The organism is Pseudomonas oryzihabitans, from assembly GCF_007665395.1.
GTDB lineage: Bacteria > Pseudomonadota > Gammaproteobacteria > Pseudomonadales > Pseudomonadaceae > Chryseomonas > Chryseomonas psychrotolerans_C.
This window is the reverse complement of sequence record NZ_VDND01000004.1, coordinates 12,454-26,703: the sequence shown is the minus strand read 5'-3', so window position 1 is coordinate 26,703 and position 14,250 is coordinate 12,454. Positions and strand designations below refer to the sequence as shown.

Genomic DNA, 14,250 nt, shown 5'->3' with positions numbered 1-14,250 from the left:
TATTGTTGTCGTAGCGGCTACCCGGGACGAGGCCCAAGGCAGCTACCCATAGCCCGACTTTGATTGGAAATTATTTTCCAGTCAATATCTTTTTGGAATTTTTATGCTTTCGCACGCCCATGAAAAAAGGCCCCCGATCGGGAGCCTTTCTGGCGCAGTGCGGCCTGCTGCAGAGACCGGTAGTTGTCTAGCGGAGGGTGCGGACCAGCCTCCCCCTCGGGCGACCGCCGCGGGCCGCCTGAGTCCCGGCGTGCTACTGCTTGAGCATGGCCTGGAATTCCGCCACGTTCTCCGCGGTGATGAGCCGGTAGGGAATGGTCACGTTCTGGTCGACGCTTTCCTTCTTCGCCAGCTTTTCCGCGGCGTTGATCGCCCCTTCGGCCTGGCCGCGCGCATCCTGGTACACCGACGCGGCCATTAGGCCGCGCTTGATGGCCGCCAGGGCATCGGGCGTTCCGTCCACGCCGCCGACCAGGACGTCCTTCTTGCCGGCCTGCTTGAGCGCCATGGCCGCGCCTATGGCCATCTCGTCGTTGTTCGACAGGATGCCATCGATCTCCTTGCCCGCCAGCAGCCAGTTGCTGGTCAGGTCCATGCCCTTGTCACGCAGCCACATGCCGGTCTGCTCCTCGACGATCTTGATGTTGGGATACTTGGCGAGGATTTCCTTGAAACCCGCCGTCCGCACCTGGGTCGAGTTGTTGGACAGTTCACCCAGCAGGATCGCCACCTGCCCCTTGCCGCCCAGCTTATCGGCGATGTACTGCGCCTGCAGATGCCCGGCCTCCAGGTCATTGGACGTCACCGTCACCACCCCGGCAGGCAACTTGGGGTCGTTCGGCTTGCGGTTGACGAACACCAGGGGAATACCCGCCTTGGTCGCCGACTCGATCAGGTTGCGCGTGGCCGCGGTATCCACCGGATTGACGATCACCGCATCGACCTTCTGGCTGAGAAAGCTCTGCACCTGGTTCAGCTGCTTGACCACATCGTTGCGGGCATCCTCGAACTGCAACTCGATACCGTCCTGCTTGGCTTTCTTGCTCATGTTTTCGCGCAGGTAGGTCAGATAGTTGTCGTCGAAGGTGGGCATGCTCACGCCGATCTTCATATCGGCGAGCACCGAGGTGCTGGCCAGCAGCAGGGACACGGCAAGGGCGGCAAGGCGAGGTTTGCAAGGCATGGACGAAACTCCGTTCTGGGCGGGATGGCGAAGGGGCAGCGCTGGGCCGACGCGAGGCACCCGCAGGCAAGAGGCCAGGCACGCTCGGCCCGGCCTCGAGGGGTACTCGCGATCAGGTCAGGCGGGCGTCACTTGAGGCGGTAGAGGACGGGCGCGCCGGGCATGGCGCCGATCACGGCGTCCGAGCGCTCGTGACTGCACAGCCGGAGCAGCCACCCCAGGATGGCCGGCAGGGGCGGGGTGAGGTCGGACGCGGGGCTGGAGTTGACCGCAGGGGATACGGAAGTCTTCATGGGGACGGCACCTGATCTTGTTCTTGTTGGTTACGCCTTGGCCGAGCGGCGCAAGGTCGTGTTCGTGCAGCTACCTGAAACCACTCTATTGGAATTTTATTTCCAATACAAACGCTATGGAAAAAATATGCAGATTACTCGGCGGACCAGCGAAACAGGCGCCAGCACGCTATCACCGGCCGGTGCCCACCTGCCTAGCGGGCCGGGCTGAAACCTCGGCCGGATCACAAAAAGGCCCGGCCAAGGCTGTTTCCCAGCCAGCGATGACACACCCGATGACGCTCGCCGGCGGTCAGCCGTAGAAGGCCGGCCGGCTGGGCAGGCTGATGGGCTCGATGGCCGCGCTGTCCTGCGCCTTTACGCAAGCATCGGCAGTCACCGCGGCGATGTAGCCGTCCCAGGACGAGGGTCCGGTCAGCTGGCCGGCGGCGAGGTCATCGATGAAGGCCTGCAACTCCACGTCGTAGGCGGCGATGAACCTGTCCTTCCAGTCCATGAGGATCTCGTTGGACAACCGCGCCTCGCTGCGCAACTGCACCGAGGTCGGCTCGGGCAGGCGGGCGATGCCGCGCTCGCCGACGATCTCGCACTGGATGTCGTAGCCGTACTGGCAGTTGACGAACACCTCGACGTCGATGCGCACGCCCTTGGCCGTCTCCAGCAGCACCACCTGGGGATCGCGCAGGTGCTCGCGCGCCGCCGGCGCCTTGCGCGGAAAGACCACCTGGGCGGACACATAGTGGTCGTCCAGGAGCCAGGCCAGCACGTTGATCTCATGGATCAGGGTGTCGGTGATGGCCATGTCGGTGCTGTAGTGCTCGCTCACCGTGGGATTGCGGTGGGCGGCGTGGATCATCAGCGGCGCGCCGATGCGCCCTGCCTCCAGCACGGCCTTGAGCTGGCGGTAACCGGCGTCGTAGGGCCGCATGAAGCCCACCTGTACCAGGCGCTGGCCATGGGCCTGCTCGGCCTCGACGATACGCTTGCAGCCTTCGGCGGTGGTCGCCAGGGGCTTTTCGCAGAACACCGGCTTGCCGGCGGCGATGGCCGCCAGCACGTATTCCTCGTGGGTCGGGCCCCAGGAGGCGACCACGATGGCCTGGACGTCCGCCGCGGCGATCAACGCATGGCCGTCCGGGTAGACCTCGGCGGCGATGCCCAGCTCCTGAACCACCCGGGTGGCCTGCTCGGCGTTGATGTCGGTCACCGCCACCACGCGACTGCCCAGCAGGGTATGGCTCAGGCGACGGATGTGTTCGCGGCCGATGGCGCCGGTTCCGATGACACCGATGTTCAAGGTCATGACTTCATTCTCCGATTTGGACTTGTTGTGGAGTGAGCGGCGGTCAGTATTGGCGGGCCTGGGCGGCTTTTTCCTGGAGCACCCGGGCAACGGCGGCGATCTTCTCGCTGGTGGAGACCTCGGCGCCGCCGACCCGCCACCAGGACAGGTAGCCGTGCAGCATGGTTTTGGGCAGCACCTTGATATCGATCAGGGTGGAAACCGTCTGCTGGCGGGCATCGGCCAGGGCGGCATCGAGCTCCTCCAGGGTCTTCACGCGGTAGGTCTTGCAGCCGTAGGCGGCGGCGCTCATGGCGAAGTCCACCGGCACGAAGTCGCCATCGAGCTTGCCGGTCTCCGGATTGCGGTAGCGGAATTCGGTGCCGAAGCTGCCCATGCCATGGCCGACCTGCAGGTTGTTGATGCAGCCGAAGGTCATGTTGTCGAGCAGCACCACGTTGATCTTGCGCCGCTCCTGGATGGAGGTGGCCAGCTCCGAGTGCAGCATCTGGTAGGAGCCGTCGCCGACCAGGGCATAGACCTCGCGCGTAGGCTCGGCCAGCTTCACGCCGAGGGCGGCATTGATCTCGTAGCCCATGCAGGAATAGCCGTATTCCAGGTGATAGGTGTTCACACCCTTGCTCTGCCAGGCACGCTGCAGGTCACCCGGCAGGCTGCCGGCGGCGGCGACGATGATGGCGTCGTCGTCCAGCCGTTCGTTGAGGCGGCCGAGCACCTGGCTCTGGGTCAGGGAGGAGCCGGTCAGGCGGACGAATTCCTCCAGCACCGCGCGCGGCAGGTCGTCGTCGACCTCCGGGACGAAGTCGGCACCCGTGTAGCCGGCCGCATAGACCCGCGCCACCTCCTGGTGGTAGCGCTCGCGCGCCTCCCCCACCTGGGCGCCCCAACCGGCGCGATAACCCGTGGCGCCCAGCGCCTCGGTCAGGGCAGTGAGCGCCTCGCGGGCATCGGCCACCACGGCCAGGCCGTCGAGCTTGCCGGCATCGAAGGCGGCCACGTTGAGGTTGAGGAATTCCACCTCGGGATGCTGGTAGAGCCACTTCGAGGAGGTGGTGAAATCGGTGTAGCGGGTGCCCACGCCGATGATGAGGTCGGCCTCCTTGGCCAGCAGGTTGGCGGCCAGGCAGCCGGTCTCGCCGATGCCACCGACATTGAGTTCGTGGCTGGAAACGATGGCGCTCTTGCCGGCCTGGGTCTCGGCGAAGGGGATCTCGAAGCGCTCGGCGAAGCGCTGCAGGGCCTCGGCGGCGCCGGAATACTTCACCCCGCCGCCACAGATCAGCAGCGGCTTGCGCTTGCGGGCCAGCAGCCGCACGGCATCCTCGATGGCGGCGGCCACCGGCGGCCGGCGATCCAGGCGGTGCACTCGCTTGGCGAAGAAGTAGTCGGGATAGTCGTAGGCCTCGCCCTGGACATCCTGGGGCAGCGCCAGGGTCACGGCGCCGGTCTCGGCCGGATCGGTCAGCACGCGCATGGCGTTGATCGCCGCGCTCATCAATTGCTCGGGGCGGTTGATGCGATCCCAGTACTTGCTCACCGCGCGGAAGGCGTCGTTGGTGCTGATCGACAGGTCGTGGAATTGTTCGATCTGCTGCAGCACCGGATCGGGCTGGCGGCTGGCGTAGACGTCACCCGGCAGCAGCAACAGCGGGATGCGGTTGGCGGTGGCGGTGGCCGCGGCGGTCAGCAGGTTGGCCGCACCCGGGCCCACCGAGGAGGTGCAGGCGTAGATCTGCCGGCGCAGCTTCTGCTTGGCGAAGCCGGTGGCGGCGTGGGCCATGCCCTGCTCGTTGCGCCCCTGGTGCACCACCAGCTCGCCGGCATCCTGCTCCAGGGCCTGGCCGAGGCCCAGCACATTGCCGTGGCCAAAGATGGTGAAGACGCCAGCGACGAACCTGGTCTCGACGCCGTCGACACTGAGGTACTGGTTGTCGAGAAATTTCACCAGGGCCTGGGCCATGGTCAGACGTTGGGTGCTCATGGATTCACCTTGTTGTTATGGAAGTCGCGGGCGGGCCGCTCACGCCGTCGCCACGGCGCAGCCTAGCCGCTCCTGGAGCAGGCGCATGCTCTGCGCCAATGCCGGCGCCACATCGGGTAGCGCATGGACACAGGCGGCGAAGGGTTCGAAGGACAGCGCACCGCGATAGCCGTCTTCCAGCAGGCGCTCGAGCTGGGCCGCATTGCCCAGGCGGTCGGCTGCACCCACCAGCACCCGATGGGCATCGCGCAGTTGCTCGACCGGCAGGCCGGCGTCGTCGACCCCGGAAATATGCACCAGCCCGGTCAGTTCGGCGAAATACTCGGTCTCGCAGGCCAGGTGGTGGTGGAAGGTATCGTGTACCAGGCGGAAGACGTCGAGGCCGCCAATGGCGCGGATGGCCTCCACCGCCTGGCGCTTGAGGCGCAGCGCGCTCTCCGGGAAACCCAGCGGCTCGACGAAGCCCAGCACGCCATACTCGCGCAGGATCGGCGCCAGCTCGCTCAGGGCGGTACGCAGGTCCCGGGCGCGCTGGGCCGCGTCGCGGTGGTCACCACTATCGTTGAGCGGGCAGAGCACCAGGCCCTCGGCGCCGCAGGCCTGGGCATAGGCCGCAAGCTCAAGCGCCTGGGCGCGGCGCTCGGCGTTCCAGACGTCGAAGGGATAGAGCGCATTGATCGACAGGATGCGCACGCCCGCGGCCTGGCACAGCGCCCGTACCTCGTCTGCCGGGGTGCCATCCGCCAGCTCGATGCCGGGGAGATCGTTGCGGATCTCCACCGCATCGCAGCCCAGTTGCCGCGTCAGCTGGAGAAAGGCCGGCAGCGCGAGGGACGGCGCCACCATGCGGTTGAGGGCGAAACGCAGGGGTCGACTCATGGCAGCTCCGGCGGTGTGAAGGGGTTACTTGGCGGTGGGCATGCTGAATTCGGCGCCCTTGGCGATGCTATCGGGCCAGCGCTGCATCACACTCTTGTAGCGGGTGTAGAAGCGCAGGCCTTCCTCGCCGTAGGCGTGGTGGTCGCCGAACAACGATCGCTTCCAGCCGCCGAAGGAATGCCAGGCCATGGGCACCGGGATGGGCACGTTGATGCCGACCATACCGACCTTGATGGTGCGGGCGAAGGCCCGGGCGATGCCGCCGTCGCTGGTGAAGCAGGAGACGCCGTTGCCGAATTCATGGGCGTTGATCAGCGCCACCGCGCTGGCGAAGTCCGGCACCCGCACGATGCCCAGCACCGGGCCGAAGATCTCTTCCTTATAGATGGTCATCTCCGGTGTCACGCCGTCGAACAGGGTGGCGCCGACGAAGAAGCCGTGCTCGGCGCCGGGCACCTTGAAGTTGCGGCCGTCCACCAGCAACCTGGCGCCCTCCTCCACCCCCTTGGTGATATAGCCCTCGACCTTGGCCTTGTGCTGGCCGGTCACCAGCGGGCCCATGTCGGCGTCAGACTCCACGCCATTGCGCACCCGCAGGGCATCGATGCGCGGCAGCAGTTTCTCGATCAGGGCATCGCCCACCTCGCCCACCGCCACCGCGATGGAGATGGCCATGCAGCGCTCGCCGGCCGAGCCGTAGCCGGCGCCGATCAGGGCGTCGGCGGCCTGGTCGAGGTCGGCGTCGGGCATCACGATCATGTGATTCTTGGCGCCGCCCAAGGCCTGGACGCGCTTGCCGCGGCGGGTGCCTTCCTGGTGGATGTATTCGGCGATGGGCGTGGAGCCGACGAAGGAGATGGCTTCCACGTCCGGGTGTTGCAGGAGGGCGTCCACCGCCACCTTGTCACCCTGGACCACGTTGAACACGCCATCCGGCAGCCCCGACTGCTTGAGCAGGTCGGCCAGCAGCAGGCTGGCGGAGGGATCGCGTTCGGACGGCTTCAAGATGAAGGTATTACCGGTGGCCAGCGCCATGGGAATCATCCACAGCGGCACCATCACCGGGAAGTTGAAGGGGGTGATGCCAGCGCAGACGCCCAGTGGCTGGCGCAGGCTCCAGTTGTCGATGCCACCACCGATGTTGTCGGTGTAGCTGGTCTTGGCCAGGTGCGGTGCGCCGCAGGCGAATTCCACCACCTCGATGCCACGGGTCACCTCGCCCATGGCGTCGGACAAGACCTTGCCGTGCTCACTCGTAATGGTGGCCGCCAGCTCCTTGTGGTGCTGGTCGAGCAATTCCTTGAAGCGAAACAGGATGCGCGCCCGGCGCAGCGCCGATTGCTCGGACCATTCCGGAAAGGCCGCCTTGGCGGCGGCGACGGCCTGGTCCACGGTCTGCGCCGTGGCCTGGGCGACCCGCGCCTTGACCACGCCCTCGGCCGGGTTGAAGACGTCGCTGAAGCGCTCGGCCTGGGTCGAGACCGCGCCGTTGATGTAGTGCCCGATGACGGGAGTGTCGCTCATGTCCTGAATCCTCGTGTCCTGGGGTCGCCGCATGGCGAAGGCGAAAGGGGGTTACCGGGTCAGCAGCCACTCGTGCTGCGGATCGTTGTGGAATTTCCAGACGCGCTTGGGCCCGGCCATCACGTTGAGGTAATAGGACTGGTAGCCATAGGGCACGCTGACCGGGTGGTAGCCACGCGGCACCAGCACCACGTCGTGGTCTTCCACCGCCATGGCCTGGTCCAGGTCGCGCTCGTCGGTGTAGACGCGCTGGAAGACGAAGCCCTGGCCCGGATCGATGCGGTGGTAGTAGGACTCCTCCAGCAGGCTCTCCTCCGGCAGGTTGTCGCGGTCATGGCGATGGGGCGGATAGCTGGAGGAATGCCCGGACGGGGTGCGCACCTCCACCACCAGCAGCGAATGGGCCGCCGCCGTGTCCGGCAGGATGTCGCAGACGTAGCGGGTATTGGCGCCCTTGCCGCGGGTGGAGCGCGCCAAGCTCGCCGGCTCGATCAGCCGCGGCGGCAGCCGGTCTGCCACCACTGGATTGCCGGGCGAGGTGCAGACGGCGATTTCGGCGGCGCTGTCGGCGGTCACCCGGGCCTCGCTGCCGGGCGGCAGGTAGGCGGCATAGGGCGAGACGTCCTCGAAGACGCTCTGGCGACCGGCCAGCCCCCGCCAGGCGAAGTCGCCCAGCTGTGGATGACCGCCTTCGATACTGGCGCCGCCGCTGAGCAGCACGATGCAGACTTCCCGATCACCCGCCACCACCGGCAGCGATTCCCCCGGTTGCAGGCGATGGGCGGCGAAGCCGACGTAGTCCAGGGCACCGGCCGGTACGCTGACGATGTCGCGGGCATTACGGTCGGCTTTGACGAGCAGATTCATCGCAAGTCTCCTCAGGCGGTGGCCTGCGCCACCAGCTGGCGCAGATGGTCGTAGCCCTTCTTGGCGTATTCGTAGGCCGGCGCCACGGCCGGATCCTGCTCGGCTTCCACCACCAGCCAGCCCTGGTAGCCGCCGGCCACCAGCACCTTGAGCAGCGCCGAGAAATCGATGTCGCCGTCGCCCGGCACGGTGAAGGTGCCGTTGAGGATGCAGTCCGGGAAGCTCCACTGGTTGTTGCGCGCCAGCTGCACCACGGCCTTGCGCACATCCTTGAAGTGCACGTGACAGACCCGGTCGAGGTGCTGCTGCAGCACGCTCAGCGGATCGCCGCCACCCATGTAGCAGTGGCCGGCATCGAACAGCAGGCCGACGTCCTTGGAGGTCAGCGCCATCAAGCGGGCGATGTCCTCGGGCGACTCCACGTAGGCGCCCATGTGGTGGTGGTAGGCCAGGCGCAGGCCCTGGCCGAGGGTGAAGGCGGCCAGGCGGTCGAGCTTCTCGGCATAGGCCTGCCAGGCGGCGTCGCTGTGGAAACGCGGCCGTTCGATCAGCGGAACGCGCTGGCCCTGGATGGAGCCGGCCACCTCGCCATAGACCAGCACCTTGGCGCCATTCTCGGCCAGCAGCCGGCAGTGCGGGCGGATCGCCTCGATCTCGGTCTCCACGTCGCGATGGGCCAGGCCGCTGGAATACCAGCCGGAGACCAGCTCCAAGTCGTGTTGGCCGAGCACCTCGCCCAGGGCCCTGGGCTCGCTGGGAAACTTGCCGCCCAGCTCGAAACCCTGGAAGCCGATCTCCTTGCCCTCGCGCAGGATGGTCGCAAGCGGGGTGTCACCGCCCAGCGCCGGCAGGTCGTCGTTGGCCCAGGAAATGGGGTTGATGCCGATCTTGAGTTGTTGTTGTGCGGTCATGTCAGCCTTGCTCGTCGGGTGGCGATCAGGCGCGGGCGTCGCGCCAGGCCTGGATCAGGAATTCGAAGTTGCCGCGGATCTGCGCGATCAGCCCGGCGTCGTCGATCTCGCCGGCCAGCCAGGCTCGGCTCGGCTGGCCGAAGATGGTCCGGCCCACGGCGAAGCCCTGGCAACGCTGGCTGGCGCGGGCCTGGCGGAAGCCCTCGGCCAGGTCTTCCGCCGGCGCATTCAGCCCCAGCAGCACCACGCCCTGGCAATGGGGATCGCGTTCGGCGATCAGGTCGTCGAGTTGCTGCCAGACCGCCGCCGGCTGGGCCTCGATCTTCCACCACTCCGGATAGATGCCCAGGTTGTACAGCCGCTTGATGGCCCGGTAGAGCACGTCCGGTCGCTGGGAGGCATGCTGCTTGGGCGGAATGACCTCCAGCAGCAGCGCATGGCCACTGGCCTGGACGGCCTGGTACAGGCCCTTGAGCTGGGCCTCCTGCTCCAGGCGCAACAAGGGCTCGTCGTCGGGATGGAATTGCACCAGGCACTTGACGATCTGCTCGCTCGGCCAGCTCAGCAGGGTGCTGCCCACCGAGCGACCGTGCTCGAAGGCCAGCGGCCGCGAATTCTGCAATTCCACCGGCCGCGCCACCCACCAGCCGCGGCCGGTGGCGGCATTCAGGGCATCCTGGCCGAAGCGCTCGTCGGCCAGCAGCCCGACATCCGCCGCCACGCCCTGCCGGGTCAGATCCGCCTCGACCTGCTCGATGGCCTGGACGAACAACGCCTTGAGCGCCGGGATCCGCGCCGGATCGGCCCCCACCTGCTGGGCGGCCTCCACCAGTTGGTAGCGGTGGTCGAAGGCGAAGATGAACAGCGGGCGCCAGTCGCGCTGCAGGGTGCCGACCCGATGCAGGCGATTGAGCGTGGCATCCAGATCCGGCCGGGTGATGGGCACCGGGCTGGCGAACAGATAGTCCAGCTCCGCCAGGGTCGGCATGGCCGGGGCGCAGGCATGGCGCGACACCACCAGGCCGCCGCAGGCATTGGCCAGCCGGCAGCACTGGGCATCGTCGCCGCCGGTGAGCCAGCCGCGCAGGAAGCCGGACATGAAGGCATCGCCGGCGCCCAGCACATTGAGCACCTCGACGCGGATGCCGCGATGGATCTCGCCCTCCTCCAGCCGCGCCGGGATGGCGCCATGGAGCACCGTGCAGCCCTGGGCGCCGAGCTTGACCACCAGCGTCGCCGCGGTCACCTCGCGCACCCGCCGCAGGGCGGTGAGCAGGTCTTCGCTGCCCCCGGCGATCTGGAATTCCTCCTCGGTGCCCACCACCAAGTCGAAGCGCGGCAGGATGCGCTGCACATGGGCGCTGACCTCGGCGCTGGCGATGAAGCGGGTCTCGCCATCGGCCTTGCCGGTCAGGCCCCAGAGCACCGGGCGGTAATCGATGTCCAGCACCCGCTTCACGCCGTGGCGCTCGGCATAGTCCAGGGCCCGACTGCTGGCCTGGAACACCCCCTCGGTGGAGAAGTGGGTACCGGTGATCAACAGCGCCTTGGCGCTGGCGATGAAGGCCTCGTCGATGTCCTCCGCGCCCAGCGCCATGTCGGCGCAATTCTCGCGGTAGAACACCAGGGGGAAGGTCTCGCGGTCCTTGATGCCCAGCAGCACCATGGCGGTCAGCCGCTCGCGATCCACGGTGATGCCGCGGGTGTCGCAGCCTTCGCGTTGCAGGGCACGGGTCAGGAAGCGCCCCATGTGGTCGTCGCCGACCCGGGTCAGCATCGCCGACTTCAGCCCCAGGCGTGCGGTGCCGAAGGCGATGTTGGCGGAGGAGCCCCCGAGGTACTTGGCGAAGCTGCCGACATCTTCCAGCGGAGCGCCGATCTGCTGGGCATAGAGATCGACACCCAGGCGTCCGAGGCAGATCACGTCCAACTGGCGGCCGCTGGCGAAGAATTGATCACCCATGGGTGGCTCCTGTTTATTGTTATCGCCGCGATCGCCGTAGCAGGATCGCGCATGTTCGGAATGGACCCAGGCTAGAACGCGCCCCTGCAAAAATCAATATTTTTTTCAAATGCAATTTTATAGAATTAATTTTCCAATCAATCGCCCCGTGCTCGGGTGTTCGGCGCTTCGACGCCATCCGGCGAATGGGTTACCGTGCCGACAGTACCGATAAGAGAGACCCTCCATGTCCGCCGAGACATTGCCTGACGACCTGCCTATTGGCGGCCCCCACGCCGAACCACCTACCAGCGTCGAAGCCCTGCTGGCCGCCATCGCCAACGACTACGAAAGCCTGCCGCGCCAGCTCAAGCGCGTAGCGGTCTATGTCAGCCAGCAAAGCGACCGGGTGATGGTCGACCGCATCAGCGACATCGCCAGCCAGTGCGAGGTGCACCCCTCGGCCATCGTGCGCTTCTGCCAGAGATTCGGCTTCCGCGGCTTCAGCGAGATGCAGGCGCTGTTTCGCGAGGCCTACACCCACAAGACCACGCCGGTGCAGAACTACCAGCAACGCATCCGCACCCTGATCGCCAACAAGAGCAAGAGTGAGAGCGGCAGCGATCTGGCGCGGGAATGCATCAACGCCACCCGCTCCGGCATAGACCGGCTGGGCGAGGAATTCGACGACGTGGCCTTCGACCAGGCCATCGAGCTGCTGGTCAATGCCGAGAACATCTATGTGGTAGGGGTGCGCCGCTCCTTCGCGGTGGCCGACTATCTGGTCTACAACCTGCAGCACACCAAGAAGCGCATCCACCTCATCACCGGCCTGGGCGGCGGCTACCGCGAGCAGATGCGCAGCATCGCCCAGGGCGACCTGCTGATCGCCATCAGCTTCAGCCCCTATGGCAAGGAAAGCCAGCAGTGCGCGCGCATCGCCCAGCATCACAAGGCCAAGACCCTGATCATCACCGACAGCACCCTGTCGCCGCTGGCCAAGCGCGCCGACGGCCTGCTGCTGGTCAGCGAAGGCAGTGCCTTCGCCTTCCGCTCGCTGACCGCGACGCTGTGCCTCTGCCAGGCACTGTTCCTGGCGCTGGCCTATCGCCTCGAACTGAAGATGGACGACATCCAGCCAGGACCGGACGAAGACTGAGCCGCAGCGGCGCGGCCCGGTCCCCGATGGCGAACGCCTGGGCTACCGAGCGGCCCCCTGCGGAGCGCCGGGCCAGTACCTGTCCACGTACTTCTGGATCTCCTGGCGCATGAAGGCGCTGGATTCGTCGGCCCGCTCCTCCCAGCCGAACACGCAGGAGGTGACGATGCCGTCGAACCCCACCTTCGCTAGGGACGAAAAGAACAGGTCCCAGTCGATCTCGCCCTGATACATATTCATGTGCTGGTGCACGGTGACCTGGGCACCGGGCGGATTGACGATATAGCGCAGCCCGGAAGAGGCCTTGTGGTTCCAGGTGTCGGCGATATGCACGTGGCCGATCAGCGATCCGGCGTCCTGGATCATCTGCGCCATGTCGTCGCCGAAATAGAAGGTATGGGGCGCGCAGTAGAGGAACCTGACGTTGTTCGAGCCGAGGCTCTTGAGCATGTCGATGGCCGGGTGCAGCGTCTCGCACCAGTCCTCGGGATGCGGCTCCATGTTCAGGGTGATGCCCTCGCGCTCGAAGATCGGCACCAGTTCCTCCATGGAGCGCCACCAGGCCGCCTCGCTGGATTCGTGGCTGTGGCTGCCACCGCAGCAACTGATCTTGTGGCCCCGCTCGGGCGAAGGACCGCGGCCGAACTCGGAATTCATGGTGTCGCAGCCCAGCTCCACCGCCGCCTGGATGGCTTCCTTCCAGTAACCCACGGCGGCCTGCCGCTCGTCTTCGTGAGGACTCGCCCAGCGGTACATGGGCAGCAGCGAGGCCACCTGCAGGCCATGGTCCTGGAGCGCCCGCTTGAACTCGGCGATGCGCTCCCGGTGCGCGCGCGGACGCTTCCACCAGGGCAGGAAGTCTTCCCGCGGCGACAGCTCGAGGTACTCGAAGCCCGCTTCCGCCACGTGGCGGCAGGTCTCCGCCAGGCTCAGGTTGCGGTACATGTAGGGATCTATGGCTATTTTCATGGTGCTTTCCCCAGCTGTGGAAATGGCCGGACCGGCTCCCGTACGGAGCCGCTCCTGGGCATCAATAATCGATCCAGACCCCACCGCGATCGGCGGACTCCACGCAGCGCTCCACCCAGCGCACGCCCTCGACCCCGGCATGGATGTCCGGATAGCGCAGCCCTGCCAGCGTCGCCGTATCGCCGCGGTCCGCGGCATCCATCGCCAGGGCGAAGCGGTAGTAGAGGTTGGACCAGGCCTCGAACAGCCCTTCCGGGTGGCCGGCGCCGATGCGGTCGTCCAGCAGGGCGTTGGCGTGCAGATAGCCCATGCCGCGCTCGAGCACCTGCGCCGGCTGGCCCTGGACCTCGAAGCTCAGCTGGTTGGGCCGCTCGTCCCACCACTCGAGACTGGCCAGGGAGCCGATCACCCGCACCTTCTGGCCGTGCATGGAACCGGCATTGACCGCACTGGACCAGACCCAGCCCATGGCACCCCCCTCATATTCCATCAGGGTGTAGGCGTTGTCCTCCAGGGGCGCGCGGCTCTTGACGAAGCTTTGCCGGTTGCATTGCAGCCGCTTGATCTTGAGGTCGGGCAGCAGGGTTTCGGCGATGTACAGAGGATGGGTGCCGACGTCGCCCAGCACATAGCTCGGCCCGGCCAGCCGCGGATCCACCCGCCACTGGGTGGCCTCGCTCTGCGCCTCCACCGGCGCACTGTGGAAGCCATGGGCGAATTGCAGGTGCACCATGCGGATCTCACCGAGCTGGCCGGCGGCGATCATCTCCCGCGCCTGCTCGATGAGCTGGTGGCCGGCATAGCCATAGGTCACGCCGACGATACGGTTATGCGCCTGGGCGATCTCGCGCAGGGTCTCGGCTTCCGCCAGGGTGAAGCACAGCGGCTTCTCGCAGACCACGTGCAAGCCGGCCTCCAGCGCGGCCTTGGTGATGGCGAAGTGAGTGCCGTTGGGAGTGGCCACGGAAATCGCCTCGACCCCATCCTCGCGTTCGGCCTCTCCGGCGATGAGGCTCCGGTAGTCCGCGTAACAACGCTCGGGGGCGACGCCCAGGGTTTCACCGAAGGCCTGGCCGCGGGCGGGATCTATGTCGAAGGCGCCCGCGACCAGGACGAAATTCTGGTCGCGCAGGGCGGCGGAGCGATGGATATAGCCGATCTGGCTGTTGACCCCGCCGCCCACCATGGCCCAGCGCAGGGGGCGAACGATACGCTTGCTGCCGTTGATCATCTTCAGAG

General features: G+C 66.6%; 13 protein-coding genes. 2 read left to right on the top strand and 11 right to left on the bottom strand.

All coding sequences use genetic code 11. From position 1 onward, the window contains the following. Window positions 1-253: 253 nt before the first annotated feature. On the bottom strand, window positions 254-1,183 hold the full coding sequence (locus FSV73_RS10165) for a sugar ABC transporter substrate-binding protein (RefSeq protein WP_145007363.1): 930 nt from the start codon (window positions 1,181-1,183) through the stop codon (window positions 254-256). Window positions 1,184-1,311: 128 nt separating this feature from the next. After that, complete coding sequence (locus FSV73_RS25570) at window positions 1,312-1,476, bottom strand: hypothetical protein (protein WP_186309209.1); 165 nt, start codon at window positions 1,474-1,476, stop codon at window positions 1,312-1,314. Here FSV73_RS25570 and FSV73_RS10160 point away from each other — a divergent pair. Further along, a complete protein-coding gene (locus FSV73_RS10160; RefSeq protein ID WP_145007361.1) occupies window positions 1,475-1,687 on the top strand; it encodes a hypothetical protein in 213 nt (70 codons plus the stop codon). The two genes, FSV73_RS25570 and FSV73_RS10160, sit on opposite strands and share 2 nt — an antisense overlap. Before the next feature lie 81 nt (window positions 1,688-1,768). Here the strand turns inward: FSV73_RS10160 and FSV73_RS10155 are convergent, their stop codons facing one another. The 7 genes from FSV73_RS10155 to FSV73_RS10125 are packed head-to-tail and all read right to left on the bottom strand — an operon-like array spanning window position 1,769 to window position 10,904. Further along, a complete protein-coding gene (locus tag FSV73_RS10155) occupies window positions 1,769-2,779 on the bottom strand; it encodes a Gfo/Idh/MocA family protein (protein ID WP_145007359.1) in 1,011 nt (336 codons plus the stop codon). Window positions 2,780-2,822: 43 nt separating this feature from the next. After that, window positions 2,823-4,760, bottom strand: coding sequence for a 3D-(3,5/4)-trihydroxycyclohexane-1,2-dione acylhydrolase (decyclizing) (gene iolD, locus FSV73_RS10150; RefSeq protein ID WP_145007357.1), 1,938 nt, complete (start codon window positions 4,758-4,760; stop codon window positions 2,823-2,825). A 39-nt stretch (window positions 4,761-4,799) separates the two neighbouring features. After that, on the bottom strand, window positions 4,800-5,639 hold the full coding sequence (locus FSV73_RS10145; protein ID WP_145007355.1) for a TIM barrel protein: 840 nt from the start codon (window positions 5,637-5,639) through the stop codon (window positions 4,800-4,802). A gap of 24 nt (window positions 5,640-5,663) precedes the next feature. Continuing rightward, the gene (locus FSV73_RS10140; protein ID WP_145007353.1) at window positions 5,664-7,163 is read right to left on the bottom strand and encodes a CoA-acylating methylmalonate-semialdehyde dehydrogenase; all 1,500 of its coding nucleotides are present in this window, start codon (window positions 7,161-7,163) and stop codon (window positions 5,664-5,666) included. Between the two features lie 51 nt (window positions 7,164-7,214). After that, window positions 7,215-8,030, bottom strand: a complete 816-nt coding sequence (gene iolB, locus FSV73_RS10135; RefSeq protein ID WP_145007351.1) for a 5-deoxy-glucuronate isomerase — start codon at window positions 8,028-8,030, stop codon at window positions 7,215-7,217. Between the two features lie 11 nt (window positions 8,031-8,041). Next, window positions 8,042-8,941, bottom strand: a complete 900-nt coding sequence (gene iolE, locus FSV73_RS10130; RefSeq protein WP_145007349.1) for a myo-inosose-2 dehydratase — start codon at window positions 8,939-8,941, stop codon at window positions 8,042-8,044. Between the two features lie 25 nt (window positions 8,942-8,966). Beyond that, window positions 8,967-10,904 carry a bifunctional 5-dehydro-2-deoxygluconokinase/5-dehydro-2-deoxyphosphogluconate aldolase gene (locus FSV73_RS10125; RefSeq protein WP_145007347.1) on the bottom strand — a complete coding sequence of 646 codons (1,938 nt, stop codon included), beginning with the start codon at window positions 10,902-10,904 and terminating at the stop codon, window positions 8,967-8,969. Between the two features lie 226 nt (window positions 10,905-11,130). Here FSV73_RS10125 and FSV73_RS10120 point away from each other — a divergent pair, with 226 nt between their 5' ends. Next, window positions 11,131-12,042 (top strand): MurR/RpiR family transcriptional regulator, encoded by a 912-nt coding sequence (locus tag FSV73_RS10120; protein WP_145007345.1) that lies wholly within the window; start codon window positions 11,131-11,133, stop codon window positions 12,040-12,042. A 42-nt stretch (window positions 12,043-12,084) separates the two neighbouring features. On the opposite strand, the gene FSV73_RS10115 is transcribed toward FSV73_RS10120, so the two are convergent. Further along, window positions 12,085-13,011, bottom strand: a complete 927-nt coding sequence (locus FSV73_RS10115) for a sugar phosphate isomerase/epimerase family protein (RefSeq protein WP_145007343.1) — start codon at window positions 13,009-13,011, stop codon at window positions 12,085-12,087. A gap of 61 nt (window positions 13,012-13,072) precedes the next feature. Beyond that, window positions 13,073-14,242, bottom strand: coding sequence for a Gfo/Idh/MocA family protein (locus tag FSV73_RS10110; RefSeq protein ID WP_145007341.1), 1,170 nt, complete (start codon window positions 14,240-14,242; stop codon window positions 13,073-13,075). Window positions 14,243-14,250: the final 8 nt, after the last annotated feature.